The sequence below is a fragment of the Streptomyces sp. NPDC043746 genome (genome assembly GCF_056436485.1).
In genome coordinates, this window is record NZ_JBWKCM010000008.1 from 206,501 (window position 1) to 228,099 (window position 21,599).

Below are 21,599 nucleotides of genomic sequence, written 5' to 3' on the forward strand. Positions count from 1 at the left end.
CCCGCCGGGAGCGTCGAGAAGAACGTGGGGACAGCTCACTCATGGGTCTCACCAGCAAGGTAGTTCTGGCGGTCGTGGCCGCCACGGCCGTGGCGTTGTTCGCCGCCACGGTCTGGCTCTGGCCACGTCTGGCCCGGCGGAGCGCCGCGGCCGTCACGGGCCGGGTGGGGTTGCTGCTGGCGACCCAGCTGACGCTGTTCGCCGCGGTCGGCCTGGCCGCCAACAACGCGTTCCTCTTCTACGGTTCCTGGGCCGACCTCTTCGGCCGGGAGCAGGACCTGGGCGTGGTCACCGACCACCGGGACGGGGCGGCCGGGTCGCGCCACATGACGCGGATCTCCACCCAGCGGCCGGACGTCCCCGGCGGCAGGGTGCCGTCGGCGGGCGGGCGCATCGACAAGGTGGTGATCTCGGGGCGGCAGTCGGGCATCGAGTCACCGGCGTACGTCTATCTGCCCCCGGAGTACTTCCAGCGCGACTACGCCGACCGGACGTTCCCGGCGGTCGTGGTGCTCACCGGCTACCCGGGGACGGCGGAGAACCTCCTCAAGGGCCTGCGCTACCCGCAGACGGCGCACGAGCGGGTGAGGGCGGGCACGGCGCAGCCGATGATCCTGGTGATGCTGCGGCCGACGGTGGCCCCGCCCCGGGACACCGAGTGCGTGGACATCCCGAAGGGGCCGCAGACGGAGACGTTCTTCGCGAAGGACCTCCCGGAGGCGGTCTCGCAGTCGTACCGGGTCGGCGAGGAGGCCCGCAACTGGGGGATCATCGGCAACTCGACCGGTGGCTACTGCGCGCTGAAGATCGGCCTGCACCACCCGGACCGGTACGCGGCGAGCGCCGGGCTCTCGGCGTACTACAAGGCGGCCGAGGACCCGACGACGGGTGATCTGTTCCACGGGAACCAGGCACTGCGGGACCGGGCGGACCTGATGTGGACGCTGGAGAACCGGCCGCCGCCCGGGGGGTCGTTCCTGGTGACGACGTCACGGAAGGGCGAGGGGAACCTGAAGAGCACGATGCGGTTCATCGACAAGGTGAAGGCGCCCGCCCAGGTGTCCTCGATCGTGCTGGAGAGCGGCGGGCACAACTTCACGACCTGGCGCCGGGAGATCCCGCCGGCCCTGGAGTGGCTGAGCGGGCGCCTCAGCGCGCAGTGAGGGCCTGGGGCGTGCGGCGGAGCTCCCGGCGGGAGTGAGTCCCGGCGCTGCGCCGGGACGGGCGCCGGGCGCCCACGTTGTGGCGGGCGCCGGGAGGGTCCACGTACGCGGGCGCCGGGAGGGTCCGCGCCTCACGGCGGGCGCCGGGGGCTCACGCCGTGGCGACCGTCTCCACCGCCACCTCCGCGCGCGGCAGCGCCTGGGCGTCGGCGTCGATCGAGCGGCGCAGCGCCTCGTGCAGCCGGGCAGGGGTCAGGACGCCGAGGAAGCGGCCCTCACCCCCCTCGTCGATCACCGCGATCCACCCGGCGTCGTGCTGGAGCATGGTGGCGAACGCCTGCTTCAGCGGGGCGCCGAGCGGGAGCCAGGCCTCCATCCGGCGGGCGTGCTCGCGGACGGAGGCCGTGCCGTCGGCGGGGGTGTCGGCCGGGATCCAGCCGTGCAGGTTCTCCCGGCCGTCCAGGACGACCGCCCAGCGCGCGCCCTCGGAGCGGAGCCGTGCGGTGGCCTCCGCGAGGGTGTCGTCGAGGTGGACGACCGGGGGCCGGTCGAGGTCGCTCTCCTCGATCGGGGTGACCGAGAGCCGCTTGAGCCCGCGGTCGGCGCCGACGAAGTCGGCCACGTACGGGGTGGCGGGGGCGCCGAGGACGGTGGCGGGGGAGTCGAACTGCTCGATGCGGCCCTGCCCGTAGACGGCGATGCGGTCCCCGAGGCGGACGGCCTCCTCGATGTCGTGGGTGACGAGCAGGACGGTTTTACGGACCTGGGCCTGGAGTTTCAGGAATTCGTTCTGGAGCCGTTCGCGGACCACCGGGTCGACCGCCCCGAAAGGCTCGTCCATCAGCAGGACGGGCGGATCGGCGGCCAGGGCGCGGGCGACACCGACGCGTTGGCGCTGTCCGCCGGAGAGCTGTTCCGGATAGCGGTCACCGTAGACGGAGGGGTCGAGTCCGACGAGGTCGAGGAGTTCGGCGGCGCGTGCGCGTCCCTTTCCGCGTTTCCAGCCCAGGAGATGGGGGACGGTCGCGGTGTTCTCCAGGACCGTCCTGTGCGGGAAGAGGCCCACCTGCTGGATCACATAGCCGATACGGCGGCGGAGTTCGACGGGGTCGACGGCGGATATGTCGTCCCCGTCGAGGAATATCGTGCCCTCGGTCGGCTCGATCAACCGGTTCACCATCTTCATGGTGGTCGTCTTGCCGCAACCGGAAGGTCCGACGAGCGTGACCAGTTCGCCCTCGGCCACCTCGAAGGAAAGGTCGTCGACGGCGGTGGTGCCGTCCGCGTACCGCTTGGTGACGTGCTCGAAACGGATCATGGGTCCCCATTGTGGCGGCGATGCGTGAAGGGCGTGTTGCCGAAAAGGCGACAGCCTCCGCGATGTCAGTGGTCGAGGATAGGCTCGCCGGAGATTCGCTCGACAGCGGGCGTGACGGGGAACGCGGCAGGGAATACGGGCGCCGCGGGGACATGACGGGGAAGGGGGAGGTGGGGGCCGGATGGCCGGATCGGACTGCCTGGCGACGAACGACTGGATCTGCGGCGAGTATCTGCGCTCCCGCGGCCAGGAGTTGACGGACGCCACCGTGCAGCACATCGGAATAACGGTGGCCTCGGTGCTCATCGGGCTCGTGGTCGCCTTCCCGCTGGCGCTGCTCGCCCGCCGGGGCCGTGGCTTCGCCGGACCGGTGCTCGGCCTGACGACGGTCCTCTACACGGTGCCCTCGCTGGCGATGTTCTCGCTGCTGCTGCCCCTGTTCGGGCTCTCCGCCGCGCTCGTCGTCACGGGCCTGGTGCTCTATTCGCTGACCATCCTCGTACGGAACATCCTGGCCGGTCTCGAAGCGGTGCCCCAGGAGGCCAGGGAGGCCGCCCGGGGCATGGGATACGGGCGGTGGCGGCTGCTGTGGGAGGTGGAGCTGCCGCTCGCACTGCCCGCGCTGATGGCGGGGCTGCGCATCGCCACCGTGTCGACGGTCGCGCTGACCACGGTCGGCTCGCTCGTCGGCAAGGGGGGCCTCGGCAATCTCATCGAGGACGCGCTGCCGAGCTTCTTCAAGGCCCAGGTGCTCACCGCCTCGGTCCTCTGCGTCCTCCTCGCGGTCACCGCCGACCTGCTGCTCCTGGGCCTCCAGCGGCTGCTGACGCCCTGGACGCGTATACCGGCGGCGACGGGGGAGACGCGTACGGGCGGCGAGGGCGGTTCCCGTGGCCCGGGCGGTGCGGCGGGGACACCCGCCCCGGCGAAGGTGGAGGCGGGCTGACCTGTGGGAGTCATCGGCGACGCCTGGACCTGGCTCACCACCGGGGCCAACTGGTCGGGCGACGGCGGCGCCGCGCAGCGCCTCGGCGAGCATCTGTACGTGAGCGGGGCGGCCCTCGCGGTGGCCTGCGCCATCGCCCTGCCGATCGCCCTGTGGCTGGGCCACCTGGGCAAGGGGGGTGCGCTCGCGGTCAACATCTCCAACGTGGGGCGGGCCGTCCCGGTCTTCGCGGTGCTGGCCCTCTTCATGCTCACGCCCCTGCGCAACTCCGGTTACTGGCCCACCGTCATCGCGCTGGTGCTCTTCGCCGTACCGCCGCTGCTGACCAACGCCTACGTGGGGATGCGGGAGGTGGACAGGTCCGTGGTGGAGGCCGCCCGGGGCATGGGGATGTCCGGCGGGCAGCTCTTCGTCCGGGTCGAGCTGCCGCTCGCCTACCCGTTGATCATGACCGGGCTGCGCTCCGCCGCCGTCCAGGTCGTGGCCACCGCCTCCATCGCCGCCATGGTCGGCCTCGGCGGCCTCGGCCGGATCATCACCGCCGGATTCAACACCTACGACACCGCACAGGTCTTCGCGGGCGCGGTCCTCGTCGCCGCGCTTGCCCTGCTGGTGGAAGGGGCGCTGGTGGCGCTGGACCGGGCGCTGTCCCCGCTGCGCCGCCGCCGGCCCGCCTGAGCACGCACGTCTCGCCCCACCTTTCTCTGACACTTTTCCTCTGTTCGGACGGAGAGCAACACATGAGCAGGACCTCGCGGATAGCCGGAGCGGTCATCGGCATGGTGGCGCTGGCAGGGTCGCTGGCGGCCTGCGGCGGCGACACCCTGGAGCAGGAGCGGAGCGGCTCCTCGGGCGGCGACGCCACGAAGGGCTCGCTCGTCGTCGGTTCGGCCGCCTTCACCGAGTCCAAGGTGCTCGCCGAGCTGTACGCGCGGATCCTGGGCGACGCCGGATACCGCACCTCGGTCACCACGGTGAAGAACCGTGAGCTGTACGAGCCCTCGCTGGAGAAGGGCGAGATCGACGTCGTCCCCGAATACGCCGCCACCATCACCGAATTCCTCAACGCCAAGGTGAACGGGGCGGACAAGGCCCAGAACAACCCCCTCGCCTCCCCGGACACCGCCGCCACGGTCGCCGCCCTGGAGAAGCTCGCCGGTCCGCTGGGCCTCAAGGTGCTCCCGGCCGGGAAGGCCGTCGACCAGAACGCCTTCGCGGTATCCGAGGAATTCGCCGCGAAGCACCACCTCAAGACCCTTTCCGATCTCGGGAAGTCGAAGCTCAAGGTGAAGATCGCGGCGGGCGACGAGTGCGCGGTGCGGCCCTTCTGCGCACCCGGTCTGAAGAAGACGTACGGCATCGATGTGGCGGGTATCGACCCCAAGGGCGTAGGCACCCCGCAGTCCAAGCAGGCCGTCCGGGACGGCAAGGTCGAGCTGGTCCTGACGACGACCACCGACGCGGTGCTGGACGGGCTGGTCTTCCTGGAGGACGACAGGAAGCTCCAGAACGCCGACAACGTCCTGCCGGTCCTCAATGCCAAGGACGCGGGCGCCCCGGAGATCGCCGCCGCGCTGCAGAAGGTCACGGATGCGCTCACCACGGAGGATCTCGCCGAGCTGAACCGCAAGGTCGACGCCGAGCGCGCGAAGCCGGCGGATGTGGCCAAGGAGTATCTGGAGTCGAAGGGCCTCGTCGAGAAGTAGGCCGCCGAGAAGCGGGCGTGTCGAGAAGTCGGCCCGGCCGGTCGGGATGTTCTTGATCGAGAGCCTTCTCGATCAAGGAACAGGGGGTTTCGGGGGGCCGTCGGGTAACCGGCCGGGAAAGATTGCCGGGCGGCCCCCCAAGCAGCGCGTACACACGGTAAATTTCAGGCCATGCCACGTGGACGCCACCGCCATTCGCCACCCCTTCACAGAATCCTGCCGCCCTCCGTGGTGGCGGGAGTGTCGGTCGTCGGTGCCACCGGCGCCTGGTTCCTCGCCGAACCCCTCGCGCTGCGCGGGCTGGTGGCCGCCGTGGCCGCCGCCGCGCTGGCCGGCGCCTATCTGATGCGCAGCTGGGACCGGGCCGCGGGGCTGCGGGTCGCCGAGCTGACCCGGGCCCGCACCCGGGACGAGTGGCGGGCCGAGGAGCGGATAGCCGAGCTGGAGCAGGATCTGGAGGAGTCGCGCGAGCTGCGCACCCGTCTGGAGACCAAGCTCCGCCGCAAGCGCGTGGAGCTGGCCGGACTGCGCGGCGAGCACGCGGGGCTCCTGCGCCGGTACGCCAACGCCGAGACCGAGCGGGCCAGTGCGCTGGAGGGCCGCAGGCAGCTGGCCGTCGAGTCGGCCGCCCCGGCTCCCGAGCTGACCGTCGGACGGTCGACGCCCACCCCGGAGGCCTACCGCCGCGCGGACGAGGCCCTGGGGAACCTCACCCGTAACGCCGCCCGCCAGGAAGCCCGCCGTGCCGCGGAAGTGGCCCGGCAGTCGGTCGCCCCGAAGCAGGGCGCGAGGAAGCACCCGGAGCAGCGCGCGGAGGGGGAAGACCCGCAGGGGAAGGACGCGGCGGCCACCGGGGCGGGCGAGCACCGCCACAGCCGCCCCTCGACCGTCCCGCCCGCCCCGGCCCCGCAGCTCCCAGCCCCCGCCTCCCCGCTCCCGGCCTCCGCCGCACCCGTACACGTACCGCGTACGGTCCCCACCGCCTCGGCCGTCGTGCCGTACGCGGCCCGCCGCCATCTGGTCCCCCAGGGCAGCTTCGACTTCTTCGGCACGCAGAACGGCCAGAAGACGAAGGCCGCCATCGAGTCCGTGCAGAACGAGGACCTGGCGGACGTCGTCGGCGAGGAGGCACTCGCCGACCACCGCACGTCAGCGGCGCAGCACCGGGCGGTCGGCAAGGTCATCGACCTCACCGCGCACGACGAGACCGAGCAGATCGAGGTGGCGCAGCTGCGCGGCGCGGTCTCCTGAGGAACCGGCCGGCCGGTTACTTGTCGATGTCCCCGACGACGAAGAAGAGCGAACCCAGGATCGCCACCATGTCGGAGACCAGCGTCCCCGGCAGCAGTTCGGTGAGCGCCTGGATGTTGTTGAAGGACGCCGAGCGCAGCTTCAGCCGGTACGGGGTCTTCTCGCCCTTGGACACCAGGTAGTAGCCGTTGACGCCGAGCGGGTTCTCCGTCCAGGCGTACGTGTGGCCCTCGGGCGCCTTCAGCACCTTGGGCAGCCGCTGGTTGACCGGCCCCGGCTCCATGTCGGCCAGCCGGTCCAGGCAGGCGTCGGCCAGCTCCAGGGAGTTGAGGGTCTGCTCCAGCAGGCACTCGAACCGGGCCAGGCAGTCGCCCTCGGTCCGGGTCACCACCTCCAGGGTGTCCCGCAGCTCCCCGTACGCGAGATACGGCTCGTCGCGCCGCAGGTCGAAGTCGACGCCCGAGGCGCGGGCGATCGGCCCCGACACCCCGTACGCGTGCACCGCGTCGGCGGAGAGCACACCGATCCCGCGCGTGCGGCCCCGGAAGATCTCGTTGCCGAGGACCAGGTTCTCGTACACGTCCATCCGGGAGCGGACCGAGGTGACGGCGTCGCGGACCCGGCCGGTCCAGCCCGCCGGGATGTCCTCCTTGAGCCCGCCGACCCGGTTGAACATGTAGTGCATCCGGCCGCCGGAGACCTCCTCCATCACCGCCTGCAGCTCCTCGCGCTCGCGGAAGGCGTGGAAGACCGGGGTGATGCCCCCCAGTTCGAGGGGGTAGGAGCCGAGGAACATCAGGTGGTTGAGGACCCGGTTCAGCTCGGCGAGCAGCGTCCGCGTCCAGACCGCGCGCTCGGGGACCTCCATGCCGAGCATCCGCTCGACGGCCATCACGACGCCCAGCTCGTTGGAGAAGGCGGAGAGCCAGTCGTGGCGGTTGGCGAGCATGATGATCTGCCGGTAGTCGCGCGCCTCGAAGAGCTTCTCCGCGCCCCGGTGCATATAGCCGATGACCGGCTCGGCGTGCTGGACGCGTTCGCCGTCCAGGACGATCCGGAGCCGGAGCACGCCGTGCGTGGAGGGGTGCTGCGGGCCGATGTTCAGCACCATGTCGGTGCTCTCCGCCGCGCCGCCGATGCCGATGGTCGTCTCCGTCATGGGGGCCAGTATTCCCTGCCCGGCCCCGCCGCACCGGCGGTCACCCACCCCGGCCACGCCGCCTGCCACGCGCCCCGCCGTCACTTCCCCGAGCGGCCGGTCACCCGCCCCTGCCGTCGCCCTCGGGGCGGCCGGTCACCCGTCCCGGCCACCCCGGAGCTCACCCCGCCCGCATCACCCCACCCGGTGCAGCAGCCACCCGAAGTCGCCCAGTCCGCCGCGCGCGGTCAGCTCCGCCGCCTCGCCCGCCGCCGCCAGCGCCCGTACGTACGCCGCAGGATCGGAGGCGGCCAGCGTCAGCGGCGGCCGCTCCCCCGAGACCCCGAGCCGCCCGAGCGCCGTCCGCTGGTCCGTCAGCTCCACCGCCCCCGGGCCCGCCCCCGCCGCACACGCGTCCAGCGCCACATGGGCGGTCAGGTCGCAGGAGCCGTCTGGCACCGGGCGCACCTCCCGCCCGCCCCGGAAGCCGGTCAGCGTCCCGAACGGCGGCCGCTCGCCCCGTACATGCGCGTAGTCCACCGCCACCGCGAGCCCTGCCTCCAGCGACCCCACCGCCCCCGCCCAGGCCAGATCCCGGGGCAGCCCGATCTCCGCCCGCTCGCCCGGCGCCGACAGCGGCCACCACCGCTCCAGCCACTCGGCGTCCGCCCCGGCCACCGGCGGCCCCAGCCGCTCCGCCCCGTCCGAGGTCCGCACCCGGACGTACCGGGCGACCCCGGCCCCGTCCACCTCCGCCACCTCCACCGGCACGTTGTCCAGCCACTCGTTGGCGAACAGCAGACCGGCCACCCCCCGGGGCGGCTCGGAGCACCAGCGCACGCGCGGGTCGAGCCCCGGCGGGCGGGCGGCGACCTCCACCCCGTACGGGACCACCTCCAGCCCCTCGGGGGCGGCGGCGAGCACCCCGGTCAGCAATTCACCCCGCCCCGCGCCCACATCGACCAGCGCCACCGTCCGCGTACCCAGCTCCCGCGCGGTCGAGGCCAGCAGCCGGGCCACGGCCCGCGCGAAGAGGGGTGAGGCGTGCACCGACGTACGGAAGTGGCCCGCCGGCCCCCGCGGACTGCGGACCGGACTCCGGTAGAAGCCCTCGTCGCCGTACAGTGCGGTCTGCGCCGCCGCCCGCCACCCGCGCCACTCCTGCGTCATGTGGGCAAGTCTCCACCTTGGGGAGTACGGTCCCAGGATCTGGATCGACCCTCCGGTTGACCCCGGCACCTGTCCGCTGTCCTTACGCTGGGCTACGTGCAGCGCCTCTACGATTTTCTCCGCAGACACCCGACGGGCGTCGACGTCTTCTGGGCGGTCGTCCTCCTCGGGCTCTCCGGCATGTCGCTGGCGTCGGGCATGTACGCCACCGGGCGGGAGACGTTCCTCGCGATTCCGGTTGCGCTCGGGCTCTCGACGGTGGTGGCGCTGCGCCGACGGCTCCCGGAGAAGATGCTGCTGCTCGCCATCGCGGTGGGCCTCTGCCAGCTGCTCTTCGACGTCCGGCCGGGCATCGGCAACTTCGCGATGCTGGTGATCACCTTCACGGTGGCCACGATCGGGGAGCGCTGGGCCTCCCGGCTCGCCCTGGTGTGCAGCCTGAGCGCGGCCGCCCTGTCACAGCTGCGCTGGCCGTCCGAGCCGGGCGGCTCCTGGCCGCAGCAGGTCTTCGTGACGGTGATCATGACGGTGCCGTTCGTGCTGGCCTGGGTGATGGGCGACTCGCTGCGCACCCGGCGGGCCTACTTCAGCCAGCTGGAGGAGCGGGCCGCCCGGCTGGAGCGGGAGCGCGAGGCGCAGTCCAAGGTGGCGGTGGCCGCCGAGCGGGCCCGTATCGCCCGGGAGCTGCACGACGTCGTCGCGCACAACGTCTCGGTGATGGTCGTCCAGGCCGACGGCGCGGCGTACGTGATGGACACGGCGCCCGACCAGGCCCGGCAGGCGCTGACCACGATCTCCTCCACCGGGCGGCAGGCGCTGGCCGAGATGCGGCGGCTGCTGGGGGTGCTGCGGACCGGGGACGCGCCGGAGAGCGGGGAGTACGTCCCGCAGCCCGACGTGGAGCAGATCGAGGAGCTGATCGAGCAGGTCCGCAGGACGGGCCTGGCGGTGGACTTCAAGGTGGAGGGCACCGCCCGCCCGCTGCCGAGCGGTGTGGAGCTGACCGCGTACCGCATCGTGCAGGAAGCCCTCACCAACACCCGCAAGCACGGCGGCCCGGACGCCGGGGCCAGCGTCCGGCTGGTCTACTTCGACGACGGCCTCGGGCTCCTGGTCGAGGACGACGGCCGGGGCGCGGCGCACGAGCTGTACGAGGACGGCGGCGCGGACGGGGCCGGGCACGGGATGATCGGGATGCGGGAGCGGGTCGGCATGGTCGGCGGAACCCTGGACGCGGGGCCGCGGCCCGGTGGCGGCTTCCGGATCAGCGCGCTGCTGCCGCTGAAACCGGCCGAGTAGCGCCCCGCCCCTCCCACCAGCCTATTTCCCTCCCTACAGGACAGGACAAGACCCCATGGCCATCCGCGTGATGCTCGTCGACGACCAGGTGCTCCTCCGTACGGGCTTCCGCATGGTCCTGGCCGCCCAGCCGGACATGGAGGTGGTGGCGGAGGCCGGGGACGGCGCCGAGGCGATCGAGATCCTGCGCTCGACCGCCGTGGACGTGGTCCTGATGGACGTCCGCATGCCCCGGCTGGACGGGGTCGAGGCGACCCGTCGGATCTGCGCGCAGCCGAACCCGCCGAAGGTGCTGATCCTGACGACGTTCGACCTGGACGAGTACGCCTTCTCCGGGCTGAAGGCGGGCGCCAGCGGCTTCATGCTCAAGGACGTGCCGCCCGCCGAACTGCTCTCCGCGATCCGCTCGGTGCACAGCGGTGACGCGGTCGTCGCCCCCTCCACCACCCGCCGTCTGCTCGACCGCTTCTCCCCGATGCTGCCCAGCAGCGAGAAGCAGCCGAAGAACAAGCACGTCGAGAAGCTCACCGAACGCGAACGCGAGGTGATGCTCCTGGTCGCGCAGGGCCTCTCGAACGGCGAGATCGCCTCCCGCCTGGTCCTCTCCGAGGCGACGGTCAAGACCCACGTCGGCCGCATCCTCACCAAGCTGAGCCTGCGCGACCGCGTCCAGGTCGTCGTCCTCGCCTACGAGACGGGGCTGGTGCGCGCGGGCGGCGGAGCGGGCTGAGACCCCGGGCCCCATGGCCCGGCTCAGCGCAGCACGCCCTCCAGGAAGTCGCTGCCGAGGCGGGCGACGACCGTGACGTCCAGCTGGTGCAGTACGTAACGGCCCCGGCGGCGCGTCGTGATCAGACCCGCCTTCTTGAGCACCGACAGATGCCGGGAGACCTCGGGCGCGGTGATGCCGTGCGACTCGGCCAGTTCGCCGGTGGTGTACGGGGAGCGGGCGAGGTTGCGGCAGAGCCGCATCCGCATCGGGTGGGCCAGCGCCTCCATCCGGCGCTGGAGCAGCTCCACGGAGGCGGGGGCCGACAGGTCGGGCATCCGGACCGGGTAGTGGAGCACCGGCCGCCAGCCGGGGGCGTGCAGCACCATCAGATGGGGCCAGCCGAAGGTGCTGGGCATCAGGGTGAGGCCGGAGCCGACGTCCGGGTCGACGGCGGTGGTCCGGCCCTCGGCCAGCTTGTCGACGGAGATCCTGCCCGCCTCCTCGTCCACGGTCAGCGCCGGGGAGACCGCCCCGACCGCCTCCGCGAGGCCCTTGCGCCGCAGCAGCTCCGTCTTGTGCCGGGCGTCGGCGGCCAGCTGGACCGAGACCCGGCGCCAGGTGTCCGCGAAGAACGCCTGGTCCAGGTCTTCGAAGAGCCGCCTCAGCCAGCGGCGTACGGGGGCGGGGTCGGCCAGCAGCCGCTGGGTGAAGTCCACCTGGCGCGGGCCCCGGGCCGCCGCCATGTCCAGGGCGCGGGCCCGCATCGCCGGGTCCGAGAGCGGGGAGGCGGAGCCCGCCCCGTACAGGCTGCTGCAGGTGAACTCCAGGGCCGCCGTCACGAACCGCTCGTCGTCCAGCCGGTCCAGGATGTCCAGGTCCTCCGCCAGGGTCGCCCCGGTCCGGCCGTCGCCCCCTCGGATCCCGGCGAACGGCATGAAGACGTCCGAGAAGGTGTTCCGCCAGAGGAACTCCGCCTCCATCAGCCGGTCCGCGAGATCGGGCTCCAGCCCGGCCGCCGTCGCGGTGGCCCAGCCGTGCACCCCGGGGTGGTGGCCCGGCTCGGAGAGCGCGTGCAGGGCGACGCCCAGCTCGGCCAGGGGAGAGGTCGCGAATTCGATGCGGTCGGGGGTCAGGCCCGCGATGTCTATGTGCACGCTCACCCGTCCATGGTGCGGGTACGGGGACCGGCCGTCGTTCCGTTTGACGGTGGCCGTCAATCAACGCGCGGGCCCGCCGTGACCTGCGCACGCTGGATGCATGGACGCCATCCAGCAGCACATGCTCGACACCTGCCGCGCGGCCCGCCTGGGCGAGCCCGCACCGCCCCCGCCGGGCCGCCACGACCGCCGGACCCTGCGCGACCTCTACCGCCACTGGCTGACCCACCCGCCGACGCCCCGTACCGCCCGTCCGGGCCACGTCGGGCCGTCCGGTGTCTGAGGCCGGAGCCCGGAAGCCGGGGACCGGCCATCCGGCAAGGCCCCTGCGCCCACAACCCCCTACGCCAACAGCCCCGCGAAACCGGCCACCGCCTCCCGCACCTCCTCCGCCGACCACTCCAGCCCGGCCCCGGCGACCGTCACCTCCGTGACCGACACCCCCGGCGGCAGCCCGGCCGCCCCCGGAGCCCCCTCCGACCAGCTCCGGAACAGCGTCACGCCCGTCTCCTCCGCCTGCCGCAGCGACGCCTCGTCCAGCACCCCGGCCCCGTACGGCAGCCAGACCTGGAACTGGTGCGTGTGCGGCGGCTCCGGACGGACCCGGAACCACGGCACCCCGGCCGCCGCGAACCCCTCCGCCATCGCCCCGGCCACCACCTTCGCGTGGGCCACGTACGACGGCAGCCGGGGCAGCTCCCGGTCCAGGCCGATCAGGGCGGAGAGCGCCGCCGGGTACTGCTGGAAGAGCTGTCCCCCGTACCGGTGACGCCACACCCGGGCCTCCTCCACCAGCGCCGAGGGCCCCGCCAGTGCGGCCCCCGACAGCCCGTCGAGCGACTTGTAGAAGGACACGTACACACTGTCCGCGAGCGCCGCGATCTCCTTCAGGCCCCGCCCGAAGTGCGGACCGCACTCCCACAGCCGCGCCCCGTCCAGATGGACCACCGCGTCCCGCTCCCGGGCCGCCGCCACGGTCGCCTCCAGCTCGTCCCAGGTCGGCAGCACGAACCCGGCGTCCCGCAGTGGCAGCTCCAGCATCAGCGTGCCGAACGGCTCCGGGTGGTCCCGCACCTCCTCCGCACTCGGCATCCGGGACGCGGAGGTCAGGTGGACCGTGCGCAGCCCGCTCACGGCCGCCAGGGACCCCTCCTCGTGCAGCTCCGGGTGGGCCAGCGGGTGCAGCGCCACCGTCGCGTTGCCCGTCCGCCCCGCCCAGCACCGCAGCGCCACCTGCTGGGCCATGGTCCCGGTCGGGAAGAACGCCGCCGCCTCCGTCCCGAGCAAGTCGGCCACCCGCTGCTCCAGCTCCGCGACGACCCCGCCCCCGTACACATCCACCGCACCGTCGGGATCGTGTACGGAACCGGCCCCGGCGGCCAGCGCCGCGAGCCCCTCGCCCACCGTGCCGTCCGTGGACCGGCGGGCCAGCACCCGGTGGGATCCACGCCAGGCGGCGAGTCGCCGTCGCCGCTGCTCCTGCTCATCGATGGCTGTCATGGGACGATCATCCCCTGGACCCCGCGCGGCACACCCGTGTGTCTCCCGTCCGTTCCGCCTCGCTTCCGCGGAGTTATCCACAGGCTGTGGGCGGCGGGCGCGCTCCGTCGAAACGCTGGCGTAGCATGCAGAGAAATCGTCCGGTACCCGCCGCGGACTGGAACGGAAGGCCATCGCCGCGTGAATACGACAGTCCCGAAGGAACCCCTCGACGCGAGGGACCGCCCCGCCCGCCTCACCGTCGGCGTCGTGGGAGCGGGCCGCGTCGGCCCCGCGCTCGCCGCCGCGCTCCAGCTCGCCGGTCACCGTCCGGTGGCCGTCTCGGGTGTCTCCGACGCCTCCCGGCGCCGCGCGGCCGCCCTCCTCCCCGACGTCCCCCTGGTGACGCCCGCCGAGGTGCTGGCCCGTGCCGAGCTGGTGCTGCTGACCGTCCCCGACGACGCCCTGCCCGGCCTGGTGGAAGGGCTTGCGGAGACCGGTGCCGTACGGCCGGGACAGCTGCTCGTCCACACCTCCGGGCGGTACGGGGCCCGGGTCCTGGACCCCGCGCTGCGGGCCGGGGCCCTGCCGCTGGCACTGCACCCGGCGATGACGTTCACCGGCACATCCGTCGACGTCCAGCGGCTCGCGGGCTGCTCCTTCGGGGTCACCGCCCCCGAGGAGCTGCGGCTGGCCGCCGAGGCGCTGGTCATCGAGATGGGCGGCGAGCCGGAGTGGATCGCGGAGGAGTCCCGTCCGCTCTACCACGCGGCCCTGGCGCTGGGCGCGAACCACCTGGTCACCTTGGTCGCGGAGTCGATGGAGCTGCTGGCCAAGGCCGGGGTAACCGCCCCGGACCGGATGCTCGGCCCGCTCCTCGGAGCCGCCCTGGACAACGCCCTGCGCTCCGGCGACGCGGCGCTGACCGGCCCGGTGGCCCGGGGCGACGCGGGCACGGTCGCGGCCCATGTGTCCCAGCTGCGCGTCCACGCCCCCCAGATGGTCGGCGGCTATCTCGCGATGGCCCGCGCCACGGCCGACCGGGCCCTGGCCCACGGCCTGCTCAAGCCGGAGCTGGCGGAGGATCTGCTCGTCGCCCTGGCCGACCAGGAGAGCCGGCCGGGCTCCACCGGACCGGGGGAGACCCGATGACGACCACCGGGAACGGCCGCAAGGCCGCGGACACCACGGGCAGCACGGCCCCCCGGGGCGACCGCGCCCAAGGCACGCTCCCCGGAAGCGCGGCCCCTGAAGGCGTGCCCCCCGAGGGCGCTGCCCCTGAGGGCGTGCCCCCCGAAGGCGCTACCCCTGAGGGCGCGGCCCCCGAAGGCGCTACCCCCGAAGGCGCGGGTGCCCAAGCCTCCTCCCCCGCACACGCACCCACCCCCACCCCCACGTCCACCCCCACGTCCGCCTCCGCCCCCGCTCTCCTCCGCACCGCCGCCGAGCTGGACGCGCTTCCCCGCCCCGCCGGCGCCGAGCGGGTCGTCGTCATGACCATGGGCGCTCTCCACGAGGGGCACGCCACCCTGATCCGGGCCGCCCGGGAGGCGGCGGGCCCGGACGGGCAGGTCGTGGTGACCGTCTTCGTCAACCCGCTCCAGTTCGGCGAGGCGGCCGACCTCGACCGCTACCCGCGCACCCTGGACGCCGACCTGGCCACCGCCGGGGCCGCGGGCGCCGACGCGGTCTTCGCCCCCGGTGTGGACGAGGTCTACCCCGGAGGCGAGCCCCAGGTCCGGATCACCGCGGGCCCCATGGGCGAGCGGCTCGAAGGAGCGTCCCGCCCCGGCCACTTCGACGGCATGCTCACCGTCGTCGCCAAGCTCCTCCACCTCACCCGCCCCGACGAGGCGCTCTACGGGCAGAAGGACGCCCAGCAGCTCGCCCTGATCCGCCGCATGGTCCGCGACCTGGACTTCCCCGTCCGGATCACCGGCGTGCCCACCGTCCGGGACGGGGACGGCCTCGCGCTCTCCAGCCGCAACCGTTTCCTCTCCCCGCAGGAGCGGCACACCGCCCTCGCCCTCTCGCACGCCCTGTTCGCCGCCCGGGACCGGCTCGCCGCCCAGCAGGCCCTGCACGAGCGCGCCCTGGCCACAGCCCCCGGCTCCGGCGCCGACCGGGCCGCCGGGCTCAACCGGCTCGGTGAGGCCCGGGCCGCCGCCGACGCCCAGGCCGTCGCCCTGGCCCGGCCCAACGGGGCACCCGCCGCCGTCCGGGCCACCGCGCGCGCGATCCTGGACGAGGCGGCGGCCCGCGACCGGCACCCGCTCGTCCTGGACTACCTGGCCCTGGTGGACCCGGCGGACTTCACCGAGATCCCCGACGACCGCGAGAGCGGGGAGGCGATCCTCGCCGTCGCCGCCCGGGTCGGGGAGACCCGCCTCATCGACAACATCCCCCTCACCTTCGGAGCCCTGACGTGACCGGAATACGGCTGACCGCCCCCGCCCCCGGCTGGGCCATCGACGCGGACGTCGTGGTGGTCGGCTCCGGAGTCGCCGGTCTCACCACCGCCCTGCGCTGCGCCGCCGCCGGCCTGGACACCGTGGTCGTCACCAAGGCCCGGCTCGACGACGGCTCGACCCGCTGGGCCCAGGGCGGCATCGCCGCCGCGCTCGGCGAGGGCGACACCCCCGAGCAGCATCTCGCCGACACCCTGGTCGCGGGCGCGGGCCTCTGCGACGAGGAGGCCGTACGGGCCCTGGTCACCGAGGGCCCCGACGCCGTACGCCGGCTGATCACCACCGGCGCCCACTTCGACACCACCGACAGCGGTGACATAGCGCTCACCCGCGAGGGCGGCCACCACCGCCGCCGCATCGCCCACGCGGGCGGCGACGCCACCGGCGCCGAGATCTCCCGGGCCCTTGTCGAGGCGGTCCGCGCCGCCGCCCTCCGCACCATCGAGAACGCGCTCGTCCTGGACCTGCTCACCGACGCCGAAGGCCGTACGGCGGGGGTCTCGCTCCACGTCATGGGCGAGGGCCAGCACGACGGCGTCGGCGCGGTCCGGGCCCCCTCGGTCGTCCTCGCGACCGGCGGCATGGGCCAGGTCTTCTCCGCCACCACCAACCCGTCGGTCTCCACCGGGGACGGCGTGGCGCTGGCGCTGCGGGCCGGGGCGGAGGTCTCCGACCTGGAGTTCGTCCAGTTCCACCCCACCGTCCTCTTCCTCGGCGCCGACTCCGAGGGCCAGCAGCCGCTGGTCTCCGAGGCGGTACGGGGCGAGGGCGCCCACCTCGTCGACGCCTCCGGCACCCGCTTCATGCTGGGGCAGCACGAGCTGGCGGAGCTGGCCCCGCGCGACATCGTCGCCAAGGCCATCACCCGGCAGATGCACGAGCACGGCACCGAGCACATGTATCTCGACGCCCGGCACTTCGGCGCCCGGATGTGGGAGCAGCGCTTCCCCACCATCCTGGCCGCCTGCCGCGCCCACGGCATCGACCCGGTCACCGAGCCGGTCCCGGTCGCCCCGGCCGCGCACTACGCCTCCGGCGGCATCCGTACCGACCTGCGCGGCCGGACGACCGTCCCCGGTCTGTACGCCTGCGGCGAGGTCGCCTGTACGGGGGTGCACGGGGCCAACCGGCTGGCGTCGAACTCCCTTCTGGAGGGCCTGGTCTTCGCCGAGCGCATCGCCGCCGACATCGCGGAGGCCCGCCCGCCCCGTACGGACCCGGCCGCAGCCCCCGGTGCCGCGGACGACCCCGTCCCGCTGCTCGCCCCCGAGGCCCGTACGGCCATCCAGCGCATCATGACCCGGGGCGCCGGAGTCCTCCGCTCCGCCGAGTCCCTGGCAACCGCCGCCGAGGAGCTGGAGGGCCTGCACCGCGGCGCCGCCGCCGACGCGGACGACCCCGATCCCAAGGTCGCCGTCCCCGGCGTCGACGCCTGGGAGGCCACCAACCTGCTGCTGGTCTCCCGGGTCCTGGTCGCCGCCGCCCGGGAGCGCGAGGAGACCCGCGGCTGCCACTGGCGCGAGGACCGGCCCGACCGCGACGACGAGCACTGGCGCCGCCACCTGGTCGTCCGGATCGCCGCCGACCGCACACCGGCCGTCCACCGTACGGAGACCGCCGCATTCCCGTCCGTACGCCCGGCGGATTGACCGGACTGCTGGACTGAAGAGGCCGCCCCGGACAGCAGCCGCACCGAAGAGCAGAAGCGCCCGGACAGAGAAGCACCGCACCACCCGTCACGCCCCGAGGAGCCGCAACCGTGTCCACGCCCGAAGAGAATCCGCGCCCCACACCCGTGGACGTACCGCTGATCCGGGTCGGCGCGCCCGCCCCGTCCGCGTCCTCCGAGGGCTGCGGCGACGACTGCGGCTGCGGCGAGGGGTTCGCCGCCGACGCCCTGGAGTGCGGTCTCGACCCCGCACTCGCCCTGCTGCTGGCGGAGGCGGGGCTCGACCCCGTCCAGGTCGAGGACGTCGCCCATGTGGCCATCGAGGAGGACCTCGACGGCGGGGTGGACGTCACGACCGTGGCGACCGTCCCCGAGGACGCCGTGGTCACCGGTGACTTCACCGCCCGCGAGGCCGGGGTCGTGGCCGGGCTGCGGGTCGCGGAGGCGGTCCTGTCGATCGTCTGCACCGAGGAGTTCGAGGTCGAGCGGCACGTGGAGGACGGCGAGCGCGTCGCCCCCGGCCAGAAGCTGCTCACCGTCACCACCCGCACCCGGGACCTGCTGACCGGCGAGCGCAGCGCGCTGAACCTGCTCTGCCGCCTCTCCGGCATCGCCACCGCCACCCGCGCCTGGGCGGACGTGCTGGAGGGCTCCAGGGCCCAGGTCCGCGACACCCGCAAGACGACGGCGGGGCTGCGCGCGCTGGAGAAGTACGCGGTGCGCTGCGGCGGCGGCGTCAACCACCGGATGTCGCTCTCCGACGCGGCCCTCGTCAAGGACAACCACGTGGTCGCGGCGGGCGGGGTCGCGGAGGCGTTCCAGCGGGTCCGCGCCGAGTTCCCCGACCTGCCGATCGAGGTGGAGGTCGACACGCTGGAGCAGGTGCGCGAGGTGCTGGACGCGGGCGTCGACCTGATCCTGCTGGACAACTTCACCCCGGCCGAGACCGCCGAGGCGGTGGCCCTGGTCGACGGCCGCGCGATCCTGGAGTCCTCCGGCCGCCTCACGCTCGACTCGGCCCGCGCCTACGCGGACGCGGGCGTGGACTACCTGGCCGTCGGCGCGCTCACCCACTCCGCGCCGATCCTGGACATCGGCCTGGACTTCCGCGAGGCATCCACCACCAGCGACGGGGCCGAAGCCTGATGCTGCTCACCATCGACGTCGGCAACACGCACACGGTCCTCGGCCTCTTCGACGGCGAGGAGATCGTCGAGCACTGGCGGATCTCCACCGACGCCCGCCGCACCGCCGACGAGCTGGCGGTCCTCCTCCAGGGCCTGATGGGCATGCACCCGCTGCTCGGGATGGAGCTGGGCGACGGTATCGAGGGCATCGCGATCTGCGCCACCGTCCCCTCGGTCCTGCACGAGCTGCGCGAGGTCACCCGCCGCTACTACGGGGACGTGCCCGCCGTCCTCGTCGAGCCGGGCGTCAAGACCGGGGTGCCGGTCCTGATGGACAACCCCAAGGAGGTCGGCGCGGACCGCATCATCAACGCGGTCGCCGCCGTCGAGCTGTACGGGGGCCCCGCGATCGTCGTCGACTTCGGCACGGCCACCACCTTCGACGCGGTCTCCGCGCGCGGGGAGTACGCGGGCGGGGTCATCGCCCCCGGCATCGAGATCTCCGTGGAGGCGCTCGGCGTCAAGGGCGCCCAGCTCCGCAAGATCGAGCTGGCCCGGCCGCGCAGCGTGATCGGCAAGAACACCGTGGAGGCCATGCAGTCCGGCATCGTCTACGGCTTCGCGGGCCAGGTGGACGGGGTGGTGACCCGGATGAAGAAGGAGCTGACCGCAGACCCGGACGACGTCACGGTCATCGCGACGGGCGGCCTTGCTCCGATGGTGTTGGGGGAGTCCTCCGTCATCGACGAGCACGAGCCGTGGCTGACGCTGATCGGGCTGCGCCTGGTCTACGAGCGGAACGTCTCCCGCGCTTGAGGTGCGCCGCGTGAACCCCGGCGCACCCTGCGGAAAGGGCCGGGGCCGCCGTTCGGGCACGCCGCGCCACCGGCGGCCAGTTAAACGGATTTTGTCCATTTAGCACGTATTGTCGCGTTATGCCCACGCCCTACGGTTCACGAGGCGGCATGGCGTTCAGCGCGGACGAGCTGCGGGTGCTCCGACGTGCCCTCGCCATCGCCCTCCACCCCATGCCCCTGTCCGACGAGGATGTCCAGGACTGCCTGCGGCTCGCGGGCTCCGTGGACGAGGCGGTCGGGGAGGCGGGCCGGCTGCGAGCGTTCCTCCTCGCCGACCTGGCCCGCTACCGCGACGCCCTCCCCGGCTCCGCCACCGGCTATCTGGAGCAGCTCCAGGACGCCCTGGCGGCCGGGTACGACCCCCGCCCCGACGATCTGGCGGCCCTGCGCGCGCTCCGCGGTAAACCCCTCGCCGCGGCCCTCCTGGAGCGCTGCCAGATCCTCGCGGAGCGGTCCGTACGGGCCCGGCTCGCCGGCCGCTCCGTCGCGGTGGCCCCCGCGCCCCGCGGCCGACTGCTCGCCCTTCCCGGCGGCCGGGCCGCCGACCGGGAGCCGGACCGCCCCAAGGGCCCGGCCGCCCCCGCCCCCGGCCGGACACCGGCCCCCGCCCCGCAGCGCCCGATGCCCAAGCCCTCCGAGGTCTTCCCGCCCCGGCGCCGCCCCGCGCCGCCCCCGGCGGAGGAGGAGCGTGCCGCGGGCTGACCCCCGCCCGGCCCGCATGCCCGCACGCCCGGACGCGGCGGCTTCCCGCGGAGGCGGGAGGTCGCCGCGTCCCGGCGTGCGGGGCTCGCTACTCTGGACGGCATGGACTACGTATCCGCGCTCGTGCCCCCCGTGGTGATGGCCGTCTTCTTCATCGGTGTGGTCGTGACGATCGTCAAGAGTCAGGGCGGTCCGAACAAGACCAAGGAGGACGAGGCCGTGGACGCGGCGATGGCCCGCGCGGAGTCGGTAAAGCAGACCGCTCGTCCGGAGAACGCCTGACGGCAGTGGCGGCCCCTTCGTGCCGCGGACCCGTCGCCCGCCCCTGGGAGCGTACGGCTCGTGAGAGCCGTGCGCTCTTTTGGCTCTGCAAATAACCAGCCATTCGGGACATCTGGCACTAAAGTGATCCCGTGCCCCGCCAATTGGGAGAGCTGGAAGACGCCGTGATGACACGCGTCTGGCAATGGAACCGTCCGGTCACGGTGCGGGAAGTCCTTGAGGACCTCCAGCAGGAACGGTCCATCGCCTACACGACGGTGATGACGGTAATGGACAATCTCCATCAGAAGGGCTGGGTCCGCAGGGAAGTGGACGGCCGGGCATATCGATATACGGCCGTCTCCACCAGGGCCGCCTACTCGGCCGCACTGATGAACGAAGCCTGGTCCCAGAGCGACAACCCGGCCGCCGCCCTTGTCGCGTTCTTCGGGATGATGTCGCCCGAGCAGCGCGAAGCACTTCAGGACGCCGTCCGTATGGTTTCCCCGGGCCCTGTGGAGACCCCGGCCGATGGCGCGGAGCCCGAGGGCGGGCGATAGCGTCGGGGCCATGTCCTCCGAGCAGTCGCAAACCGAAGCGGGTACCGACTTTCATACCGACCCGTCGGTAAATAGGCCCGCCATCACCGTCCGCCGCGCCAGGACGAGTGATGTGCCGTCCGTACGCCGCCTCCTCGACGGGTACGCGTCCGGCGGCATCCTGCTCGACAAAGCCACCGTCACCCTTTACGAGGACATCCAGGAGTTCTGGGTCGCGGAACGCGACGAGGATGCCCGGGTCGTCGGCTGCGGCGCTCTCCACGTCATGTGGGAAGACCTCGCGGAAGTCCGCACCCTCGCCGTCGACCCCCGCATCAAGGGGGCCGGGGTGGGGCATCGTGTGCTGGAGAAGCTCTTGCAGACCGCCCGATGGCTCGGGGTCCGCAAGGTTTTCTGCCTCACCTTCGAAGTGGACTTCTTCGCCAGGCACGGCTTCGTCGAGATCGGAGAGACGCCGGTCGACACGGATGTCTACAGTGAGCTGCTGCGTTCCTACGACGAGGGTGTCGCCGAGTTCCTCGGTCTCGAACGGGTGAAGCCGAACACCTTGGGCAACAGCCGGATGCTTCTGCACCTGTGATGCGCTCAAGCCGTGCTGTCGTCCCCGCATCCCTAT

At 73.2% G+C, this 21,599-nt stretch carries 22 protein-coding genes; 17 read left to right on the forward strand and 5 right to left on the reverse strand.

The window, feature by feature from the left end; all coding sequences use genetic code 11:
* Positions 1-41: 41 nt before the first annotated feature.
* Positions 42-1,163 carry an alpha/beta hydrolase gene (locus tag AC0682_RS12030; protein ID WP_478532534.1) on the forward strand — a complete coding sequence of 374 codons (1,122 nt, stop codon included), beginning with the start codon at positions 42-44 and terminating at the stop codon, positions 1,161-1,163.
* Positions 1,164-1,314: 151 nt separating this feature from the next.
* Here AC0682_RS12030 and AC0682_RS12035 read toward each other — a convergent pair whose 3' ends face one another.
* Entirely contained in the window at positions 1,315-2,481 is a 1,167-nt protein-coding gene (locus tag AC0682_RS12035) for an ABC transporter ATP-binding protein (RefSeq protein WP_478532536.1), read from the reverse strand.
* 181 nt (positions 2,482-2,662) lie between these two features.
* Here AC0682_RS12035 and AC0682_RS12040 point away from each other — a divergent pair, with 181 nt between their 5' ends.
* From AC0682_RS12040 to AC0682_RS12055, 4 genes are all read left to right on the forward strand, one after another.
* A complete protein-coding gene (locus AC0682_RS12040) occupies positions 2,663-3,427 on the forward strand; it encodes an ABC transporter permease (protein ID WP_478532537.1) in 765 nt (254 codons plus the stop codon).
* Between the two features lie 3 nt (positions 3,428-3,430).
* Positions 3,431-4,105 (forward strand): ABC transporter permease, encoded by a 675-nt coding sequence (locus AC0682_RS12045; RefSeq protein ID WP_478532539.1) that lies wholly within the window; start codon positions 3,431-3,433, stop codon positions 4,103-4,105.
* A gap of 62 nt (positions 4,106-4,167) precedes the next feature.
* Positions 4,168-5,133, forward strand: a complete 966-nt coding sequence (locus AC0682_RS12050; RefSeq protein WP_478532541.1) for an ABC transporter substrate-binding protein — start codon at positions 4,168-4,170, stop codon at positions 5,131-5,133.
* Between the two features lie 171 nt (positions 5,134-5,304).
* Entirely contained in the window at positions 5,305-6,384 is a 1,080-nt protein-coding gene (locus AC0682_RS12055; protein WP_478532542.1) for a hypothetical protein, read from the forward strand.
* Positions 6,385-6,400: 16 nt separating this feature from the next.
* Here AC0682_RS12055 and AC0682_RS12060 read toward each other — a convergent pair whose 3' ends face one another.
* Positions 6,401-7,543 carry an NADH-quinone oxidoreductase subunit D gene (locus AC0682_RS12060; protein ID WP_478532544.1) on the reverse strand — a complete coding sequence of 381 codons (1,143 nt, stop codon included), beginning with the start codon at positions 7,541-7,543 and terminating at the stop codon, positions 6,401-6,403.
* 174 nt (positions 7,544-7,717) lie between these two features.
* Positions 7,718-8,692, reverse strand: a complete 975-nt coding sequence (locus tag AC0682_RS12065; RefSeq protein ID WP_478532546.1) for an SAM-dependent methyltransferase — start codon at positions 8,690-8,692, stop codon at positions 7,718-7,720.
* Between the two features lie 96 nt (positions 8,693-8,788).
* On the opposite strand from AC0682_RS12065, the gene AC0682_RS12070 reads away from it, so the two are divergent.
* Entirely contained in the window at positions 8,789-9,991 is a 1,203-nt protein-coding gene (locus AC0682_RS12070) for a sensor histidine kinase (RefSeq protein ID WP_478532547.1), read from the forward strand.
* Between the two features lie 55 nt (positions 9,992-10,046).
* Positions 10,047-10,721, forward strand: a complete 675-nt coding sequence (locus AC0682_RS12075) for a response regulator transcription factor (protein WP_478532549.1) — start codon at positions 10,047-10,049, stop codon at positions 10,719-10,721.
* Positions 10,722-10,744: 23 nt separating this feature from the next.
* Here the strand turns inward: AC0682_RS12075 and AC0682_RS12080 are convergent, their stop codons facing one another.
* Positions 10,745-11,857: a DUF5937 family protein gene (locus AC0682_RS12080; protein WP_478532589.1), complete on the reverse strand. Its 1,113-nt coding sequence runs from the start codon at positions 11,855-11,857 to the stop codon at positions 10,745-10,747.
* 103 nt (positions 11,858-11,960) lie between these two features.
* Here AC0682_RS12080 and AC0682_RS12085 point away from each other — a divergent pair, with 103 nt between their 5' ends.
* Positions 11,961-12,143, forward strand: coding sequence for a hypothetical protein (locus AC0682_RS12085; protein ID WP_478532550.1), 183 nt, complete (start codon positions 11,961-11,963; stop codon positions 12,141-12,143).
* A 59-nt stretch (positions 12,144-12,202) separates the two neighbouring features.
* Here the strand turns inward: AC0682_RS12085 and AC0682_RS12090 are convergent, their stop codons facing one another.
* A complete protein-coding gene (locus AC0682_RS12090) occupies positions 12,203-13,360 on the reverse strand; it encodes a threonine aldolase family protein (RefSeq protein ID WP_478532551.1) in 1,158 nt (385 codons plus the stop codon).
* A 180-nt stretch (positions 13,361-13,540) separates the two neighbouring features.
* On the opposite strand from AC0682_RS12090, the gene AC0682_RS12095 reads away from it, so the two are divergent.
* From AC0682_RS12095 to AC0682_RS12135, 9 genes are all read left to right on the forward strand, one after another.
* The gene (locus AC0682_RS12095; protein WP_478532553.1) at positions 13,541-14,491 is read left to right on the forward strand and encodes a Rossmann-like and DUF2520 domain-containing protein; all 951 of its coding nucleotides are present in this window, start codon (positions 13,541-13,543) and stop codon (positions 14,489-14,491) included.
* A gap of 296 nt (positions 14,492-14,787) precedes the next feature.
* On the forward strand, positions 14,788-15,768 hold the full coding sequence (panC, locus tag AC0682_RS12100; RefSeq protein WP_478532590.1) for a pantoate--beta-alanine ligase: 981 nt from the start codon (positions 14,788-14,790) through the stop codon (positions 15,766-15,768).
* Complete coding sequence (locus AC0682_RS12105) at positions 15,765-17,456, forward strand: L-aspartate oxidase (RefSeq protein ID WP_478532554.1); 1,692 nt, start codon at positions 15,765-15,767, stop codon at positions 17,454-17,456. The genes panC and AC0682_RS12105 overlap by 4 nt, the downstream gene beginning before the upstream one ends.
* A 110-nt stretch (positions 17,457-17,566) precedes the next feature.
* Positions 17,567-18,622 (forward strand): carboxylating nicotinate-nucleotide diphosphorylase, encoded by a 1,056-nt coding sequence (gene nadC / locus AC0682_RS12110; RefSeq protein ID WP_478532555.1) that lies wholly within the window; start codon positions 17,567-17,569, stop codon positions 18,620-18,622.
* A complete protein-coding gene (locus tag AC0682_RS12115) occupies positions 18,622-19,419 on the forward strand; it encodes a type III pantothenate kinase (RefSeq protein ID WP_254812295.1) in 798 nt (265 codons plus the stop codon). Before nadC ends, AC0682_RS12115 begins: the two co-directional genes overlap by 1 nt.
* 149 nt (positions 19,420-19,568) lie before the next feature.
* Positions 19,569-20,162 (forward strand): hypothetical protein, encoded by a 594-nt coding sequence (locus AC0682_RS12120; RefSeq protein WP_254813244.1) that lies wholly within the window; start codon positions 19,569-19,571, stop codon positions 20,160-20,162.
* 102 nt (positions 20,163-20,264) lie between these two features.
* Positions 20,265-20,444: a hypothetical protein gene (locus AC0682_RS12125; protein WP_254812296.1), complete on the forward strand. Its 180-nt coding sequence runs from the start codon at positions 20,265-20,267 to the stop codon at positions 20,442-20,444.
* 131 nt (positions 20,445-20,575) lie between these two features.
* Entirely contained in the window at positions 20,576-20,983 is a 408-nt protein-coding gene (locus AC0682_RS12130; RefSeq protein WP_254812297.1) for a BlaI/MecI/CopY family transcriptional regulator, read from the forward strand.
* Positions 20,984-20,993: 10 nt separating this feature from the next.
* Complete coding sequence (locus AC0682_RS12135; RefSeq protein ID WP_254812298.1) at positions 20,994-21,563, forward strand: amino-acid N-acetyltransferase; 570 nt, start codon at positions 20,994-20,996, stop codon at positions 21,561-21,563.
* Positions 21,564-21,599: the final 36 nt, after the last annotated feature.

Coding starts and splice junctions, on each gene's coding strand:
- AC0682_RS12120 (WP_254813244.1), top strand. CDS start 19,569: ATGGCGTTCAGCGCGGACGAGCTGCGGGTGCTCCGACGTGCCCTCGCC.
- AC0682_RS12065 (WP_478532546.1), bottom strand. CDS start 8,692: ATGACGCAGGAGTGGCGCGGGTGGCGGGCGGCGGCGCAGACCGCACTG.
- AC0682_RS12125 (WP_254812296.1), top strand. CDS start 20,265: ATGGACTACGTATCCGCGCTCGTGCCCCCCGTGGTGATGGCCGTCTTC.
- AC0682_RS12090 (WP_478532551.1), bottom strand. CDS start 13,360: ATGACAGCCATCGATGAGCAGGAGCAGCGGCGACGGCGACTCGCCGCC.
- AC0682_RS12075 (WP_478532549.1), top strand. CDS start 10,047: ATGGCCATCCGCGTGATGCTCGTCGACGACCAGGTGCTCCTCCGTACG.
- AC0682_RS12060 (WP_478532544.1), bottom strand. CDS start 7,543: ATGACGGAGACGACCATCGGCATCGGCGGCGCGGCGGAGAGCACCGAC.
- AC0682_RS12050 (WP_478532541.1), top strand. CDS start 4,168: ATGAGCAGGACCTCGCGGATAGCCGGAGCGGTCATCGGCATGGTGGCG.
- AC0682_RS12035 (WP_478532536.1), bottom strand. CDS start 2,481: ATGATCCGTTTCGAGCACGTCACCAAGCGGTACGCGGACGGCACCACC.
- AC0682_RS12030 (WP_478532534.1), top strand. CDS start 42: ATGGGTCTCACCAGCAAGGTAGTTCTGGCGGTCGTGGCCGCCACGGCC.
- AC0682_RS12085 (WP_478532550.1), top strand. CDS start 11,961: ATGGACGCCATCCAGCAGCACATGCTCGACACCTGCCGCGCGGCCCGC.
- AC0682_RS12040 (WP_478532537.1), top strand. CDS start 2,663: ATGGCCGGATCGGACTGCCTGGCGACGAACGACTGGATCTGCGGCGAG.
- AC0682_RS12135 (WP_254812298.1), top strand. CDS start 20,994: ATGTCCTCCGAGCAGTCGCAAACCGAAGCGGGTACCGACTTTCATACC.
- AC0682_RS12115 (WP_254812295.1), top strand. CDS start 18,622: ATGCTGCTCACCATCGACGTCGGCAACACGCACACGGTCCTCGGCCTC.
- AC0682_RS12055 (WP_478532542.1), top strand. CDS start 5,305: ATGCCACGTGGACGCCACCGCCATTCGCCACCCCTTCACAGAATCCTG.